Source organism: Limnobacter litoralis (genome assembly GCF_030160455.1).
Taxonomy (GTDB): domain Bacteria; phylum Pseudomonadota; class Gammaproteobacteria; order Burkholderiales; family Burkholderiaceae_B; genus Limnobacter; species Limnobacter litoralis.
The window spans coordinates 51822-66699 of the sequence record NZ_BSOJ01000012.1 but is presented as its reverse complement, the minus strand read 5'-3'; the positions used below and the strand labels follow the sequence as shown (position 1 = coordinate 66699).

The following is a 14878-nucleotide window of genomic DNA, read 5'->3' as shown; positions in this document are numbered from 1 at the left end:
CCTGTCAGCAGCCCCACCCCTGACGCAGGCAAAGCTCACCCTGCCTTTTGCAGCGGCAGACGAAGTGTCTGACGCTTTGATGGAGTTGGGTGCGTTGGCGGTCAGCCTTGAAGATGCGCTGGCTGACAGCGATGAAGAGCAACCCTTGTTCGGCGAACCCGGCATGGAGCCCGAGTCGGCAGCCTGGGACATCAATCACGTGGTCGCGCTGTTTCGCAACCGACAGGAAGGCGAGCAAATCTTCGCTGAAATTCCGGCAGACCTGCTCGACGGGGTCAAGGTCGAATTCAGCGACGTTCCCCAGGAAGACTGGGTGCGTTTGACTCAATCCCAGTTTGACCCCATTCCAATCACCGACAAGCTCTGGATCGTGCCCACCTGGCACGACACCGAAGCCGACGATCGCCGAATCAACCTGCGGCTGGACCCCGGCCTGGCCTTCGGCACCGGCTCGCATCCAACCACCGCCTTGTGTCTCACCTGGCTTTGCGAACATGCGCTAAGCGACATGGACATACTCGACTACGGCTGTGGGTCTGGCATTTTGGGCATCGCAGCCTTGAAACTGGGTGCCCGCGCTGCAGTGGGTGTGGACATTGACCCTCAAGCGGTTGAAAGTACGGCCTACAATGCGGAGCGCAACGGGGTGACCATGCCATGCGGCTTGCCCGACTATCCGGCCGCCAAACGACAGTTTCCAGTGGTGGTGGCCAATATTCTTTCCAATCCACTCAAGCTGCTGGCCCCCAGCTTGTGTCAGCACGTTGAAGAGGGCGGAGACCTTGTGCTGTCGGGGGTGCTTGCCCGACAGGCCGACGAGGTGATCGCCCATTACGCCCAATGGATGCCCATGCGCGTGTGGGCCGAACGCGACGGCTGGGTTTGCCTGCACGGCCAAAAGGGCATATCCGACACCACAGCATGAGTCTTGCAACCCGTTGCCCCCGATGCAATACGCTGTTCAAGGTCAGCGCGGGGCAACTTCAACTGCACGATGGCCAGGTTCGATGTGGGCAATGCAAGTCCGTTTTTTCTGGCATTGAACACCTTACCGCGGCAGACTCCACAGTGTGGGCCAATCTCAAACTTGGTGCCTCCGATGAGTCCAGCCCTGCCCCGGCCACGGAGACACTACCCGATCTACAGGGCTTTTCAACACCCGCGCCAAGGTTGACCCAACGATTCATGGGCTTGCCCGTCTGGGCCCGAATTGCTTTACCCAGCCTGATACTGCTGCTGGCCATGCAAGTGGCCTTGGGCTTTCGAACCACCCTGCTTCAGCAGTTGCCCCTGAACAATCAAACTCTTTCCAACGCCCCCGCCTGGCTTCAACGCTGGACAGCATTGCCCGCCACTGCGGCATTGAGAATTGAAGGCAGCGGGCTGAACAAGCGCAACTCCGACGAGGTTGTGCTTGAACTGACACTCAAAAATCAACAACATTTGCCAGCCCACTGGCCACATTTGCGCGTCACGCTGGTCGACTCCAATGAGCAAGTGCTTGCCGTGCGGACGTTAAAGCCCGCTGATTACCAACTTCGGGACAAGCACATTTCACCGAATCTTCCCGTGCCCCCGGGGGCCACGCTTGAATTAAGTGCCTATTTGAACCTGAGCAAGCTCAAGCAACAACTGCCAGAGCGAGAAACCGCCGGCTTCAGGCTAGAATTGCTGGACGGCAGTCCCGATTTCATTTGAACCACCAAGGATTTAACCCATGAGCAGCAAACGAGTCCTGATTTGCGGATCCATCGCCTTTGACACCATCATGGTGTTTGAAGGTCGATTTAAAGACCAGATCCTGCCAGATCAGGTGCATATCCTGAATGTCGCCTTTTTAGTGCCCACCTTGAGAAAGGACTGGGGCGGTTGTGCAGGCAATATTACGTACGGTCTGAAAATGCTGGGTGGCAACCCAGTGCCGATGGCCACGGTGGGTCACGACGCAGCGGGCTATTTGAATCGCTTCCAGCACCTGGGTATTGACTGCAGCAGCCTGCGTACCGTTGACTCGGAGTTCACGGCCCAGGCCTTCATCACCACTGATCTCGATGACAACCAGATCACGGCATTCCACCCCGGCGCGATGACGCACTCACACCTCAACACGGTTGAATCAGCAGGCGACATTGCACTTGGAATTATTGCGCCCGATGGTCGCGACGGCATGATCCAGCATGCGGAACAGTTTGCTGCCGCAAGTGTTCCATTTGTATTCGATCCAGGTCAGGGTCTTCCCATGTTTGGCAAAGCCGAGCTGGATCGCTTCATTGAACTTGCAAGCTACGCCGCAGTCAATGACTATGAGGCCAAGATGTTGTGTGACAAGACGGGAAACACGCTGGAAGAACTGGCAAGCCGACTGGAAGCACTCATCGTTACCCGGGGTGCCGAGGGCAGCTGGGTGTTTGTGAATGGTCAACGTCATGACATACGATGCGTTAAGGCATCAGAGATCGCAGACCCAACAGGCTGTGGAGATGCCTACCGTGGCGGTTTGTTGTATGGTTTATCCAATGGCATGCCGGTGTTGAAAGCAGCCAAACTTGCAAGCTTGATGGGGGCATTGAAAATTGCGCACAAAGGCGGCCAAAACTACGCCTTTAGTCGCACGGAAATCGAAGAGCGCTTCAAGGCCGAGTTCGGCGAAGCGCTGTAAGTCAACAAACAGGAACAGTATGATGAAAAACGGAATTCAATCTTGGAAAGCAATCGGTGCCATTGGTTTGATTACCCTGGGCGCACTCACTGGCTGTGCCTCACAAAGCACATCGGGCTCGGTCTATCGCGAAGGTGAGGCACGTCGCGCCCAGTACATTGAACAGGGTGTGGTTGAGAGTGTGCGCACAGTCACCATCCAAGGCGACACCAACAATGTAGGCACCGCAGCGGGCGCCATTGTGGGCGGTGTGGCTGGTAGCAACGTGGGTGGTGGCAAAGGCAGCACAATCGGGGCGGTGCTGGGCGCACTGGCAGGTGGAGTTGCTGGTCAAGCCATCGAGAAAAACGCGTCAACCCGCCAAGGTCTGGAGATTACAGTCAAGATGGACAACGGCTCGCTACGGGCTTATGTTCAAGACGCCGACGAAGCCTTCCGCCCAGGTGATCGAGTGCGAATCATTACTTCAGGCGGCACCTCACGAGTCAGCCACTAAGCTGTTCAGAAGCCCTGCCCGGTTGTTACATACCGGGCATCAGGCTTTGCAGCACCATCATCACAATCTGTAGCAGCAAGAAAAACACCAGCGGAGACAAATCCACGTTGCCCACTTGCGGCAGAATGCGTCGCAAAGGCTGCAAGAACGGATTCGACAATTCGCTTAAAATCGAGGCGATCGGTGAAAACGGATTGACCCAGCTGAGCAGCACTTGAATTAGAACAATGCCCATCAACAAATAAGCGATGTTGCGCACCAACCAGAAAATGGCCAGCGGGATTGTCAAAGTGACCAGCGCAACCAGCCCAGGCCCGCTCATTCCGGAAAATGCAATCGACAGCAAAACCGTAAGCACCTGAAGCAAAAAACCCACCAGAAAGGCGCCGAAGATGGACGCCCAGTCCAGACCACCGTAACCCGGAATACCTTTTCTCAAGGGTTTGACCAACCAATCGGTCATCGAGAAGATAAAGGGCGACAGCGGATTACTGGGGTGTATGCGAACCCACTGCATCAAGGCGCGCAACAACAGGCAAAACGTCAACAGGCTTGCTGCAGTCTCAAGCAACAACCTGACAATATTGATGAGCAACATCAGAAAAAAGTCCTTCGATCAGGGGCGAGAGCCAGTTGGAAACGGCCATGTAGTGGTGGCACCCTTGAGCTTGCGGGGCTTTGCCGCGCCTGAGCGGCGGCGACGAACGGGCTTGGTTGGAGCCAGAAGCTCCAGAGGAGTCACCTCGGCTGGCGACAATGCTGTTTTAGAAGGCTTGCGGGACGGCGCCGCCGCTCGGCCTTTTGACGGCGCTTGACTCACTGTCTTGGTCGCAGGCATGTCGAAACTCCTTCATGACAAAACTTGAACAGCCTGTCAGTTTAGCGTTTTAGCAACAAATACTCAATTAAATTAAAGCGAACTAAACAGGGGAAGACCCCGCAATTGACCCGTTTTGCCCGCCTAGACAACACAGGGCGGCCGAACATCCCAAGCCCAATCCGGCCAATCCAATCAACACGCCACCGACGACCTCCCTGTGAGCGCTCAATGTGTACCCGCCCGCAACCCCCAGCAAACCCGAAAGCACCAGGCCGATTGCGCTGCAAATGAAACGTCCTCTTTGATGCAGCACCTGGGGACTCGGCGGAACATAAGCGGGCCTTTGCGCTGTTGCCTGTGCGCCATTGTTAAATTGCTCAGCTTGTTGAACTTCCATGGCATGGTGAGCAGCGCCGTAACCCATCCATTCAGCCACGTCAAAGTCTGGATGATGATCATCTCCAATTGACAAAGACCCCATCGACCCCGAAAAATCGCTCATCGCCATGCCTCTAAAATGCAGTGAGTAGCTACAAGCCACTCAAGAGTTCCCCAGTGCAATCTCGATAAAGTCACGGTGAACGGTTGGCAGGGGCACTTTTTCTTCAAACCAGCTTCGCACGTCTGCATCAAGCCCAATGCCGTGCATGTAATTGTAAAGTGCCTTGTTGAGAGCGCGCCCCATGGCCTCATGGTCCACACCGGTTGGGTCTACAAAACCAATGTCATTTTTGGCAAAGGTGCCTTCTGGTAAAGGCAGCAATTCCACACCGTACTCTTCGGGATTTTTCCCGACCGGTGAATGAACCGTGCAGGTGAATCGGTGAAAAAACCCGGACTGAATACAACCCGCAGCAAACAACTGGCGCACGTATTCAAGAGCATCCACCGTGTCTTGCACAGTCTGCGTGGGAAAACCGTACATCAAGTAGGCATGCACCAGAATGCCTGCATCGGAAAAATCTTTGGTCACACGCGCAACCTGCGCCACCGACACCCCCTTCTTCATCAGCTGGAGCAAGCGGTCCGAGGCAACCTCCAGCCCGCCACTCACCGCGATGCAACCCGCTTCAGCCATTTGCTGGCACAGCTCTGCATCAAATGACTTTTCGAATCGGATATTGCCCCACCACGAAATGGCCACATTGCGTTTGATCAACTCGGCTGACAGGGTTTTGAGCGCCTTGGGCGGCGCGGCTTCATCCACAAAATGAAAGCCAGTCTGCCCCGTTTCAGCCACAATGGTTTCAATCCGGTCCACCAGGGTTTCAGCGGTGGTGGTTTCATATCTGGAAATGTAGTCCAGACTGACGTCACAAAAGCTGCACTTCTTCCAGTAACAGCCATGCGCCACGGTCAGCTTGTTCCAGCGGCCATCGCTCCAAAGCCGATGCATCGGGTTGAGCATGTCGAGCAAGCTGAGATAGTCGCCCAGCGGCAGACCGTCCCAGGTGGGGGTGCCCACATCGGAAAAGGGAACGTCCGGCTCATTGAGGTTGATGTACTGCACCTCGCCCTCTTCGTTGCGCACAAAGGTGCGAACCAACCTCTTCAGGCCTCTTCGGCCTTCAAGGTATTCCAGCAGGGCCAACAAGGGCTTCTCCCCGCCGTCCAGTGTCACAAAGTCCACAAAATCGAACAGCCGGGGCTCTTTCAACTCTCGCAACTCCGTGTTCACATAGCCGCCCCCCAAGCTGATGCGCACGGCCGGGAATTCCTGACGAATGGCTTGGGCCATTCTGAGCGCAGCATAAACCGCACCAGGGAAGGGCACCGAAAGCAGCACCAGCTCGGGCGCTTCATCGCGAACCACCTGCAAGGTCAGGCTGACCAACACTTCGTCAATCAAGGTAAATGGCTGAGCCAAGGCCTGCGCCAAGGGCTCAAAACTCGGCTGACTGGCGGCCAGGCTTTCTGCATAACGCACAAACTCAAAACGTGGGTCGATGGCGTCTTTGATGACATCCGAGATGTCATTGAGATAAAGGGTTGCAAGGTGTCGCGCCCGGTCTTGCGCGCCCAAAGCACCAAATGCCCAAGCCAGGGGATCTTCCCCCTCTTCCTCCAGATAGGCATTCAGTTGTTCAAACCGTGGACCCTCGGGAAGAAATCGCCCCGAATTGATGCGATGGGCCAGCGTGGAATCTTTGCCTTGCAAAAAGTGAATGGTCGGCTCAATGGTTTGCCGGTAACGATCCAACTGAGACATAAACAAGGCGACACGCTCGGTCACCTCTTCTTGCTGCTCGATTTCATCGGCAATGGCGTCCATGCCCTCTGCAGAAAACAGGCTGAGAACCAGATCCAGCGCAATGTCTGCTTGCGTGGCCGACACCCCCTGCGAACGCAGAAAACCGGTCAGGTAGGCGGTGGACGGATAGGGCGTGTTGAGCTGGGTCATGGGCGGGATCAGCGCCAGCACCCGTGTCGAAAATGTCTGCATGTCGCGATTATCCGGTAAAACGCCCACGCATGAAAGCAGGCTCAACGCGGTTTAATCCAATATCCACACAGGCAAGTACAAGTCCTACACACCACACAATTCGCACCTGGAGATTTCATGCTAACCCCCCTGCTCAAACGCGCGGGACTGACACTGCTGGCAACCGCATTCCTGTTGGGACTCGGCGGTTTGGCCGTGTCGCCAACCATCCGGCCTGGGGACGTGGACATCGGGTTTGCACAAAGCATGATCATCCACCACAACCAGGCCTTGCAAATGGCCCAGATGTTGCGCAGTGACAACTCGGCTGAAGCACAGGGGCTGGCCAGCACCATCTACAACAGCCAACTGCTTGAAATTGGGCAGATGCAAGGCTGGCTGGGCGCATGGGGAAAGCCGGTTGTCATGGTCGGCCCGCCCATGCAATGGGTACAACATGCCCAAGGAATCACGCGGTTGGACGACCTGTTGTACGTGTCACGCTGCAATGGTCTGGACGGTGCCATGGAAGGGCTGGCTACGCCAGCGCAACTGACATCACTGCAAAATTTGAAAGGCACCGCCAAAGAGCGGTTCTTTCTTGAACTCATGATGCGGCACCATCAGGCAGCGCTTGAGATGGCTCGCTTTACTGAACACAACGCCCACACAAATCTGGTTCGAGCCTTCGCAAAAAACGTCATTGCGGAGCAAACCAGTGAAATAGGCTGGATGCAAAACCGGCTGGCAAGCCTTAACCAAACTGGAGACAATCCATGAAACAAGCATGGTCAATACTGTGCATCGCCTGCCTGGCGGCCACGGGCTGCATGGGCAACAAAGACGCTTTTACAACAGGCAGTAGCGGAGGCGGCACCGTGCAGGCAGCAGCGGCGGACGGTGCACTCATTCCTGCCACGCCTCAAGGCACATGCGGTCCAGGCTCTCATCCTGAAACAGGCATGCAGGGCCGAGTGTCGCAGGCTGACCACGACTCTGGAGCGGCCGCTTTGGGCTTTACCTGTAACACGCAACTGGTGGGCTCACTGGTGACGGCCAATGCCATCGGCACGGTGGGCGGGTTCAAAGTGGAACGTTATGTGGACGCCAGTGGGCACGATTGCGCCTACTACGACAGCACCTTGCTTTACCCCACAAACCTGGCTGACAAACAACAGGGCGTCGCCGTCATTGACATGAGCGACCCCACGCACCCGGTCAAAACCGACTCATTGGTTACCCCGGCGATGTTGTCCCCCCACGAAAGCCTGGTGGTCAGTCAGCAAGGCGGTGTTCTTGCCGCAGTGCTGGGCAACCCGGCATTCGGCCCAGGTGTGGTCGACGTGTACGACATTTCGAAAGACTGTCGTCACCCCGTGTTTAAATCATCCACCCCGCTGGGCGTGTTTGGTCATGAAAGTGGTATGTCGCCCGATGGCAAAACCTTCTATTCCGCTTCGCCATCCACCTCCACCATCGTGGCCTTGGACATTTCCAACCCTTCGCTGCCAAAGCCGATTTGGGCGGGTTACTACCCTTCCCACGGCTTGTCGATCAGTGCGGATGGCAATCGGGCTTATGTGGCTGGCATCAGTGGCCCGGCTGGCGTGATCATTCTGGATGTGTCAGAAATTCAGGCCAGAAAGCCCAATCCGCAAGTGAAAGAAATTTCCCGGGTCACCTGGGACCTGGTGACAATTCCTCAGAATGCGATTCCTATCACCATCAAAGGCAAGCCTTACCTGGTTGAAATTGACGAATACTCGAACGGCGACGGCAGCCCAGTGGTGTCATCCAACGGCCCCGTGGTGGGTGCGGCCCGGATGATTGACATCTCCGATGAAAAGCACCCCAAGGTGATCTCAAACATGCGGCTGGCTGTGCACAACAAAGAAAACCGCGCCACCATCGCCAACGACCCCGGTGCAAGCAACCCGGCAGGCGGCTATGCAGGGCACTACTGCAATGTACCTACCCGCACCGACCCGACGATTGTGGCCTGCAGCATGATTTTGTCCGGCTTGCGTGTGTTTGACATTCGCGACCCAGCAAACCCCAAGGAAGTGGCCTACTTCAATGCACCGGTTCAGCCTCGGGTTTTGACGGTGCCTGCCCCTGCCAGCGACTGGGCCATGTCCAGCCCGGCCTTTGTGCCGGAGCGAAAAGAGATCTGGTACACCGATGGCTACAGTGGGTTTTATGCAGTTCGGGTGACCAACGGCGCCTGGAAATAAGGAAAGGCGGCGCGCCTAGCCACAATCAAGGCGCGCTGTCTTCCAGCTTGACGGTGTATTTCACACCGGCAAATTCAATCGAGTCGCCCGACATGATTTTCTTGCGCTTTTGCAATTCCACAGCGCCGTTGACCTTCACCTGGCCGTCGGCGATCACATTCTTGGCACCTCCGCCACTGTCGGCCATGCCCGTAAATTTCAGTATTTTGTACAGTTCCACCGGCTCGCGATGAATGTGAATGATTTGTTGGGTCATACCTCAGCCGATTTTTCTAAATCACTTTAACCATTCATCATAGCTGACCACGGAACAAAATCGACTTCGATCTGCTGGTTTGCGTTGTTGGGCAGCCTTCGGCTGGTCAATCGACCAGTCCAGCAAGCAAGCTTTCAACGACACATTCAAGCTCATCGGCGGAGTAACCGCATTTAACCAGGGTACGCAGCCCTGAAACACCGGTAACCAGCACAGCGGCATACCGACGCGCGTCAACCATTGATGAGAACTGACCAGTCATTTGACCTACCTGAACTAGATTAGCAAACGCCTCAATCATTCCGTCAAATCCCGCTTTAACGCGTTGACGAACTTCGTCGTCACTCGACCCGAATTCAGAAGCGGTGTTTGCCAACAAGCAGCCCCTGCCTGCATGGTTATCAGAAACGACCTCTAGCAACAACTGACGTAACACAGTTCCAACATTCTCTCCGCTAGCGCGCTGGAGCAACTTCGAACGCTGGTTGCTGGCATAGTGATCAATCGATTCAAGAAAAAGTTCTCGCTTCGATCCATAGGTGTTGTACAGCGATGATTTTGCAACCGCCATCGCCTCAGCTATTTTACCAGCAGACAGCTGCCCATAACCAAACTGCCAAAATGCCTCTACCGCAAAAGCGATAGCCTCGGTGGGATCAAACTCCAGATGTCGAGCCATAAGCAATATGCCTTACAATAAATTTTGGACCGATCGTACCAGAATTTTGTTACCATTGGTTGGTAGGAACAAGGTCGAACAAAACCAACCTGACCTCTTCGCCATGAAAGTTGGCATCACAGGGTTAGGTCAGCTGTCGAAATGACACTCTAGATTTTGAAGTGAAACTCATCGATAGAGCCCTACGAGTCAAATCACTTCAGCAATTAAACAGAATGCCGACTCGACCCCTTTCTTCAAATTTGGAAACGATGATTTTTAAACCCGCTTTTAAAGGCCAATCATGATCAAATTTTATTACCACCCTTCCCCGAATCCAGCCAAGGTGGCCCTTTTCCTCGAAGAGGCTAACCTTCCCTATGAATTGATTCCTGTAGACACGCGTAAAGGAGAGCAGCACTCACCTGAGTACACCGCGATCAACCCGAATGCCAAAACGCCTGCGATTGTGGATGGCAGTGCTGTAGTGTTTGACAGTAATGCGATTCTTCTGTACCTGGCTGAAAAAACCGGCAAATTCTTACCCAAAAACACACCAGAGCAACGCGCGCAGATGCTTTCGTGGCTAATGTTTGTGGCCACCGGGATCGGACCATACTCGGGTCAGGCTGTGCATTTCAAGCACTTCGCCCCCGAACCCAAGACCTATGCAGTAAACCGTTACGACTTTGAAGCACAGCGTCATTGGGGCCTGATCGATGCACAACTCAGCAAACATCAATATATGTTGGGAGACAGTTACAGTCTCGTCGATATGGCAGTGTGGGGTTGGGCGCGCGCTGTCCCTTTTATCTTGGGCGACAAGGCTTGGGATAATCTTCCAAATGTGAAAAGGCTGCTTGATGAAATCAACGCTCGACCAGCAGCACAGCGCGCTGAAGCGCTAAAATCGCGCCATACCTTCAAAACCGAAATGGATGAGGACGCACGACGCGTGATGTTTCCACAGAACGCACGCCTAGACGCTGCGTCCTGAATATTCAGAATGGTCGTCGCCCTTGTGGGCGGCAACCATTCTGAAATGTCAATCCCAGCTCAGCGCACCACCAGTCTGGTACTCGGTCACACGACGCTCGAAGAAGTTGGTTTCCTTCTTCAGGTCCATCATCTCGCTCATCCATGGGAAGGGATTGCTGGCGCCTTCAAACAATGTGCCCAAACCAATCTGATTGGAACGGCGGTTGGCGATGAAACGCATGTATTCCATGAACTGGGCGGAATTCAAACCCAACACACCGCGTGGCATGGTGTCCACGGCGTAGGCGTGTTCAAGCTCAACGGCTTTGTAGAACATGGCCTTGATCTCTTCCTTGAACTCTGGGGTCCACAGGTGTGGGTTTTCCAGCTTCACGGTGTTGATCAGATCGATACCGAAGTTGCAGTGCATGGACTCGTCACGCAGGATGTACTGGAACTGCTCGGCAGCGCCAATCATCTTGTTCTGGCGACCCAGGGCCAGAATCTGGACAAAGCCCACATAAAAGAACATGCCTTCCATGATGCAGGCAAAAGCGATCAATGACTTCAACAGCTTCTGGTCTGCTTCAGGGGTGCCGGTTTTGAACTCAGGGTCGGTCAGCACGTCGATGAAAGGAATCAGAAACTCGTCTTTGGCCTTGATGCAGGGCACTTCGTTGTAAGCGTTGAAGGTTTCTGCCTCATCAATGCCCAGGCTTTCTACGATGTACTGGTAGGCGTGGGTGTGAATGGCCTCTTCAAAAGCCTGACGCAACAGGAACTGACGGCACTCAGGTGCAGTGATGTGGCGGTAGGTGCCCAGCACGATGTTGTTGGCTGCCAGTGAATCGGCCGTGACAAAGAAGCCCAAATTGCGCTTGACCAGCAGGCGCTCATCTTCGGTCAAGCCATCTTGGCTTTTCCACAAAGCGATGTCGCGGTCCATGTTGATTTCCTGGGGCATCCAGTGGTTGGCACAACCGCTGAGGTACTTTTCCCAGGCCCACTTGTACTTGAATGGCACCAGCTGGTTGACATCGGTGGTGCCATTGATGACGCGCTTGTCAGCGGCGCGCACACGTGCGGCAGAACCCTCTGATTTGGCGACGGGCTGGGCGGCCTTTTGATACAGGCTGGGTGCCACTTCAGGCATGGTTGGCATCTTCACTGCGGCAGGTGCAGCAGCGGTGGTGGTTCCCATGCTTTGCTCGAATTCGTCTTCCCAAGACAGCATACTTTTTACTCCCAAATAATACACTGTACAAAATCACAGTGTCATTATGTTCAATTATTAACCGAGGGGCAAGCCTTACTGGCAGGCCTCGCATTCTTCAAAGCCATCGTCGCCGGGTCGAAGTGTACACACCTTGCCCTCCACCTCCTGCTCTGGCAGGTTGGGCACAAGGCCCGTTGCCGGCGCAGAAGTAAAGGCTACAGAGGCACCACCATCGGCGTTCACGGCGTTCAATTCACCACCTTTCAGCGTGGATTTCTCGGCGTGGGTTGCACCAATGGTGCGCAGGTAGTACGTGGTTTTCAAACCGCGTGTCCAAGCCAGCTTGTAGGTGTCGTCCAGACGTTTGCCCGACACACCCGCCATGTAGATGTTCAAGCTCTGGGCCTGATCGATCCACTTTTGGCGACGCGCGGCGGCTTCAACCAGCCAGCGTGGGTCCATCTCGAAAGCCGTGGCGTACAAACGCTTCAGGTCTTCCGGAATGCGGTCGATCTTCATGACTGAACCATCGAAGTATTTCAGGTCAGAAATCATCACTTCGTCCCAGATGCCCAGGCGCTTCAGGTCGCGCACCAGGTGTTCGTTGACGATGGTGAACTCGCCGCTGAGGTTCGACTTCACGTACAGGTTCTGGAATGTGGGCTCAATCGACGCGGCCACGCCAATGATGTTGGAAATGGTCGCGGTTGGGGCAATGGCCACGCAATTGGAGTTGCGCATGCCCTGAGCCTTGATTTTGGCCCGCAGGCTGTCCCAGTCCATGGTGGACGAAGTGTCCACTTCAAGGTAACCGCCACGTTCTTCTTCCAGCAGCTTGATGCTGTCCAGCGGCAGAATGCCCTTGTCCCACAGGGAGCCCTTGTACGTGCTGTACACACCACGCTCTGCGGCCAAGTCAGAGGAGGCCTCGTAAGCGTAGTAGCAAATGGCTTCCATGCTTTCGTCAGCGAATTCTACGGCGTCGCGAGAGGCGTAAGGCTTGCGCATCATGTGCAGCGCATCCTGGAAGCCCATCATGCCCATGCCCACTGGGCGGTGACGCAGGTTTGAATTGCGCGCCTTGCCCACGGCGTAGTAGTTGATGTCAATCACGTTGTCGAGCATGCGCATGGCAACGCGCACCGTGCTGCGCAGTTTGTCATGGTCCAGCGTGTATTCGCCGTTCTCGCCCTTTTTCAGGTGCGCAGTCATGTTCACAGAACCCAGGTTACACACTGCAATTTCAGTGGCGCTGGTGTTCAGTGTAATTTCTGTACACAGGTTGGACGAGTGAACCACACCAACGTGTTGCTGGGGGCTGCGAATGTTGCAAGGGTCCTTGAAAGTGATCCAGGGGTGGCCTGTTTCGAACAGCATAGACAGGATTTTGCGCCACAGTTTGTTGGCGTCCACTTTTTTATGCAGCTTCAGCTCGCCACGTGCGGCCTTTTCTTCGTAGCCCACATAGGCCTTTTCAAAAGCCTTGCCGTACAGATCATGCAGATCGGGTGTGTCGGCCGGGCTAAACAGGGTCCATTCGCCATTTTCCATCACACGCTTCATGAACAGGTCGGGAATCCAGTTCGCTGTGTTCATGTCGTGGGTGCGACGGCGATCGTCACCGGTGTTCTTGCGCAGTTCCAGAAACTCTTCGATGTCCAGGTGCCAAGTCTCTAGGTAGGCACACACCGCGCCTTTGCGCTTGCCGCCTTGGTTCACAGCCACGGCTGTGTCGTTTACCACTTTCAGGAAAGGCACAACACCTTGGGATTTGCCGTTGGTGCCCTTGATGTGGCTGCCCAATGCGCGAACGGGTGTCCAGTCGTTGCCCAGGCCGCCTGCGTACTTGGACAGCAACGCGTTTTCCTTGATGCCTTCATAGATGTCGTCGAGGTCGTCACCGATGGTGGTGAGGTAGCAAGAGGACAGTTGAGAACGAATGGTGCCGCTGTTGAACAGTGTGGGCGTAGAGCTCATGAAGTCAAAGGTAGACAGCACTTCGTAAAACTCGATTGCGCGCGCCTCGCGATCCACTTCGTTCAGCGCCAGGCCCATCGCAACGCGCATGTAGAAAGCCTGAGGCATTTCAATGCGGGTGCCATCAACGTGCAGGAAATAGCGGTCATACAGAGTTTGCAGGCCCAGATAATCGAATTGCAGGTCGCGCTTGTAGTTCAGCGCAGCGCCCAGCTTCTTCATGTCGAACTGGGCCAGGCGGTTGTCCAGCAGACCGGCTTCAATGCCCTTCTTGATGAACTGGGGGAAATATTCTGGGTACACCTGCGCCATTTCGTCTTGCGCAATTTCCCGACCAATGATTTCACGGCGGATGGTGTGCAACAACAGACGCGAAGTCACCAGCGTGTAACTGGGCTCGTTTTCGATCATGGCGCGTGAGGCCAGAATGGCTGACTTGTACACCTCGGCCACTTTCACGCCGTCGTACAGGTTTTTCAGGGTCTCTTTCAGAATGTGGTCGGTGTCAATGCCTTCCAGTCCAACGGCCGCAGCCTCAATCAGGCTTTTCAGACTGTCCACATCCAGTGGGCGGGTTACATCGCCGTCCACCACGTTCAAGGCATGCGTTTGGGCCTGCTCGACTTTCTGCTGCGCGCGCTCTTGTGCGCGGCGCTCACGGTAAAGCACGTAGGCACGCGCCACTTCGGCTTCGCCTGAACGCATCAAGGCCAGCTCAACCTGATCCTGAATGTCTTCAATGTGGAAGATGCCGCCGGACGGTTGACGACGCACCAGGGCTGAAACCACCTGGGCAGTCAGTTGTTCGACCAGCTCACGCACGCGCGCGGAAGCCGCGCCCTGGCCACCATTGACGGCCAGAAACGCTTTGGTCATTGCGATCGCGATCTTGCTGGGCTCGAAACCCACCACCGCACCGTTTCTGCGAATGATTTTGTAATTGGCATAGGTGCTGTCTGCCTGCTTGCTGGAGGCCTGGCCGTCGATGTCGAAGGCTGGGGCCTTGGTCTGTATGGCGGCAGATTCATGGCTGGTTTGCATGCACATATCTCCTGGAAAGCGCGCGTTGAAGAATTTACATTGTTGTTGGTTTGAATGACAGACCACTATATGTTGTGTTTTGTGCGAGGTCTGAAACTAATTGTAGTGGTCGCAATTCAAA

15 protein-coding genes are annotated in these 14878 nt (G+C 55.1%); 7 read left to right on the top strand and 8 right to left on the bottom strand.

What is annotated here, in order from left to right; all coding sequences use genetic code 11:
• Nucleotides 1-19: 19 nt before the first annotated feature.
• The 4 genes from prmA to QQJ87_RS06155 are packed head-to-tail and all read left to right on the top strand — an operon-like array spanning nucleotide 20 to nucleotide 3155.
• Nucleotides 20-925, top strand: coding sequence for a 50S ribosomal protein L11 methyltransferase (gene prmA / locus QQJ87_RS06170; RefSeq protein ID WP_431310086.1), 906 nt, complete (start codon nucleotides 20-22; stop codon nucleotides 923-925).
• Complete coding sequence (locus QQJ87_RS06165) at nucleotides 922-1698, top strand: zinc-ribbon and DUF3426 domain-containing protein (protein ID WP_284280591.1); 777 nt, start codon at nucleotides 922-924, stop codon at nucleotides 1696-1698. Before prmA ends, QQJ87_RS06165 begins: the two co-directional genes overlap by 4 nt.
• A gap of 19 nt (nucleotides 1699-1717) precedes the next feature.
• The gene (locus QQJ87_RS06160; protein WP_284280590.1) at nucleotides 1718-2659 is read left to right on the top strand and encodes a carbohydrate kinase family protein; all 942 of its coding nucleotides are present in this window, start codon (nucleotides 1718-1720) and stop codon (nucleotides 2657-2659) included.
• A 22-nt stretch (nucleotides 2660-2681) separates the two neighbouring features.
• Nucleotides 2682-3155, top strand: coding sequence for an outer membrane lipoprotein (locus QQJ87_RS06155; protein ID WP_284280787.1), 474 nt, complete (start codon nucleotides 2682-2684; stop codon nucleotides 3153-3155).
• Nucleotides 3156-3180: 25 nt separating this feature from the next.
• On the opposite strand, the gene QQJ87_RS06150 is transcribed toward QQJ87_RS06155, so the two are convergent.
• The 4 genes from QQJ87_RS06150 to QQJ87_RS06135 all read right to left on the bottom strand — a co-directional run bounded on the left by QQJ87_RS06150 (nucleotide 3181) and on the right by QQJ87_RS06135 (nucleotide 6418).
• Nucleotides 3181-3753 carry a YggT family protein gene (locus QQJ87_RS06150; RefSeq protein ID WP_284280589.1) on the bottom strand — a complete coding sequence of 191 codons (573 nt, stop codon included), beginning with the start codon at nucleotides 3751-3753 and terminating at the stop codon, nucleotides 3181-3183.
• Nucleotides 3754-3771: 18 nt separating this feature from the next.
• Nucleotides 3772-3993, bottom strand: coding sequence for a hypothetical protein (locus QQJ87_RS06145; protein ID WP_284280587.1), 222 nt, complete (start codon nucleotides 3991-3993; stop codon nucleotides 3772-3774).
• Between the two features lie 82 nt (nucleotides 3994-4075).
• Nucleotides 4076-4477, bottom strand: a complete 402-nt coding sequence (locus tag QQJ87_RS06140) for a hypothetical protein (RefSeq protein ID WP_284280586.1) — start codon at nucleotides 4475-4477, stop codon at nucleotides 4076-4078.
• A 39-nt stretch (nucleotides 4478-4516) separates the two neighbouring features.
• Nucleotides 4517-6418, bottom strand: coding sequence for a B12-binding domain-containing radical SAM protein (locus QQJ87_RS06135; protein WP_284280584.1), 1902 nt, complete (start codon nucleotides 6416-6418; stop codon nucleotides 4517-4519).
• Nucleotides 6419-6535: 117 nt separating this feature from the next.
• Between QQJ87_RS06135 and QQJ87_RS06130 the strand changes: the two genes are divergently transcribed.
• Both QQJ87_RS06130 and QQJ87_RS06125 read left to right on the top strand, forming a co-directional pair.
• Nucleotides 6536-7177 carry a DUF305 domain-containing protein gene (locus QQJ87_RS06130; protein WP_284280583.1) on the top strand — a complete coding sequence of 214 codons (642 nt, stop codon included), beginning with the start codon at nucleotides 6536-6538 and terminating at the stop codon, nucleotides 7175-7177.
• On the top strand, nucleotides 7174-8631 hold the full coding sequence (locus QQJ87_RS06125) for an LVIVD repeat-containing protein (protein ID WP_284280582.1): 1458 nt from the start codon (nucleotides 7174-7176) through the stop codon (nucleotides 8629-8631). The genes QQJ87_RS06130 and QQJ87_RS06125 overlap by 4 nt, the downstream gene beginning before the upstream one ends.
• A 25-nt stretch (nucleotides 8632-8656) precedes the next feature.
• Here the strand turns inward: QQJ87_RS06125 and QQJ87_RS06120 are convergent, their stop codons facing one another.
• Both QQJ87_RS06120 and QQJ87_RS06115 read right to left on the bottom strand, forming a co-directional pair.
• Nucleotides 8657-8887 carry an RNA-binding S4 domain-containing protein gene (locus QQJ87_RS06120; RefSeq protein WP_284280581.1) on the bottom strand — a complete coding sequence of 77 codons (231 nt, stop codon included), beginning with the start codon at nucleotides 8885-8887 and terminating at the stop codon, nucleotides 8657-8659.
• 106 nt (nucleotides 8888-8993) lie between these two features.
• A complete protein-coding gene (locus QQJ87_RS06115) occupies nucleotides 8994-9566 on the bottom strand; it encodes a TetR/AcrR family transcriptional regulator (RefSeq protein ID WP_284280580.1) in 573 nt (190 codons plus the stop codon).
• 283 nt (nucleotides 9567-9849) lie between these two features.
• Between QQJ87_RS06115 and QQJ87_RS06110 the strand changes: the two genes are divergently transcribed.
• Nucleotides 9850-10542: a glutathione S-transferase family protein gene (locus tag QQJ87_RS06110; RefSeq protein WP_284280578.1), complete on the top strand. Its 693-nt coding sequence runs from the start codon at nucleotides 9850-9852 to the stop codon at nucleotides 10540-10542.
• Nucleotides 10543-10590: 48 nt separating this feature from the next.
• On the opposite strand, the gene QQJ87_RS06105 is transcribed toward QQJ87_RS06110, so the two are convergent.
• Nucleotides 10591-11757, bottom strand: coding sequence for a ribonucleotide-diphosphate reductase subunit beta (locus QQJ87_RS06105; protein WP_284280576.1), 1167 nt, complete (start codon nucleotides 11755-11757; stop codon nucleotides 10591-10593).
• Between the two features lie 75 nt (nucleotides 11758-11832).
• A complete protein-coding gene (locus tag QQJ87_RS06100; RefSeq protein WP_284280574.1) occupies nucleotides 11833-14757 on the bottom strand; it encodes a ribonucleoside-diphosphate reductase subunit alpha in 2925 nt (974 codons plus the stop codon).
• Between the last annotated feature and the right edge of the window lie 121 nt (nucleotides 14758-14878).

Coding starts and splice junctions, on each gene's coding strand:
- QQJ87_RS06150 (WP_284280589.1), bottom strand. CDS start 3,753: ATGTTGCTCATCAATATTGTCAGGTTGTTGCTTGAGACTGCAGCAAGC.
- QQJ87_RS06105 (WP_284280576.1), bottom strand. CDS start 11,757: ATGCTGTCTTGGGAAGACGAATTCGAGCAAAGCATGGGAACCACCACC.
- QQJ87_RS06135 (WP_284280584.1), bottom strand. CDS start 6,418: ATGCAGACATTTTCGACACGGGTGCTGGCGCTGATCCCGCCCATGACC.
- QQJ87_RS06140 (WP_284280586.1), bottom strand. CDS start 4,477: ATGAGCGATTTTTCGGGGTCGATGGGGTCTTTGTCAATTGGAGATGAT.
- QQJ87_RS06120 (WP_284280581.1), bottom strand. CDS start 8,887: ATGACCCAACAAATCATTCACATTCATCGCGAGCCGGTGGAACTGTAC.
- QQJ87_RS06115 (WP_284280580.1), bottom strand. CDS start 9,566: ATGGCTCGACATCTGGAGTTTGATCCCACCGAGGCTATCGCTTTTGCG.
- QQJ87_RS06160 (WP_284280590.1), top strand. CDS start 1,718: ATGAGCAGCAAACGAGTCCTGATTTGCGGATCCATCGCCTTTGACACC.
- QQJ87_RS06130 (WP_284280583.1), top strand. CDS start 6,536: ATGCTAACCCCCCTGCTCAAACGCGCGGGACTGACACTGCTGGCAACC.
- QQJ87_RS06165 (WP_284280591.1), top strand. CDS start 922: ATGAGTCTTGCAACCCGTTGCCCCCGATGCAATACGCTGTTCAAGGTC.
- QQJ87_RS06110 (WP_284280578.1), top strand. CDS start 9,850: ATGATCAAATTTTATTACCACCCTTCCCCGAATCCAGCCAAGGTGGCC.
- QQJ87_RS06100 (WP_284280574.1), bottom strand. CDS start 14,757: ATGCAAACCAGCCATGAATCTGCCGCCATACAGACCAAGGCCCCAGCC.
- QQJ87_RS06125 (WP_284280582.1), top strand. CDS start 7,174: ATGAAACAAGCATGGTCAATACTGTGCATCGCCTGCCTGGCGGCCACG.
- QQJ87_RS06145 (WP_284280587.1), bottom strand. CDS start 3,993: ATGCCTGCGACCAAGACAGTGAGTCAAGCGCCGTCAAAAGGCCGAGCG.
- QQJ87_RS06155 (WP_284280787.1), top strand. CDS start 2,682: ATGAAAAACGGAATTCAATCTTGGAAAGCAATCGGTGCCATTGGTTTG.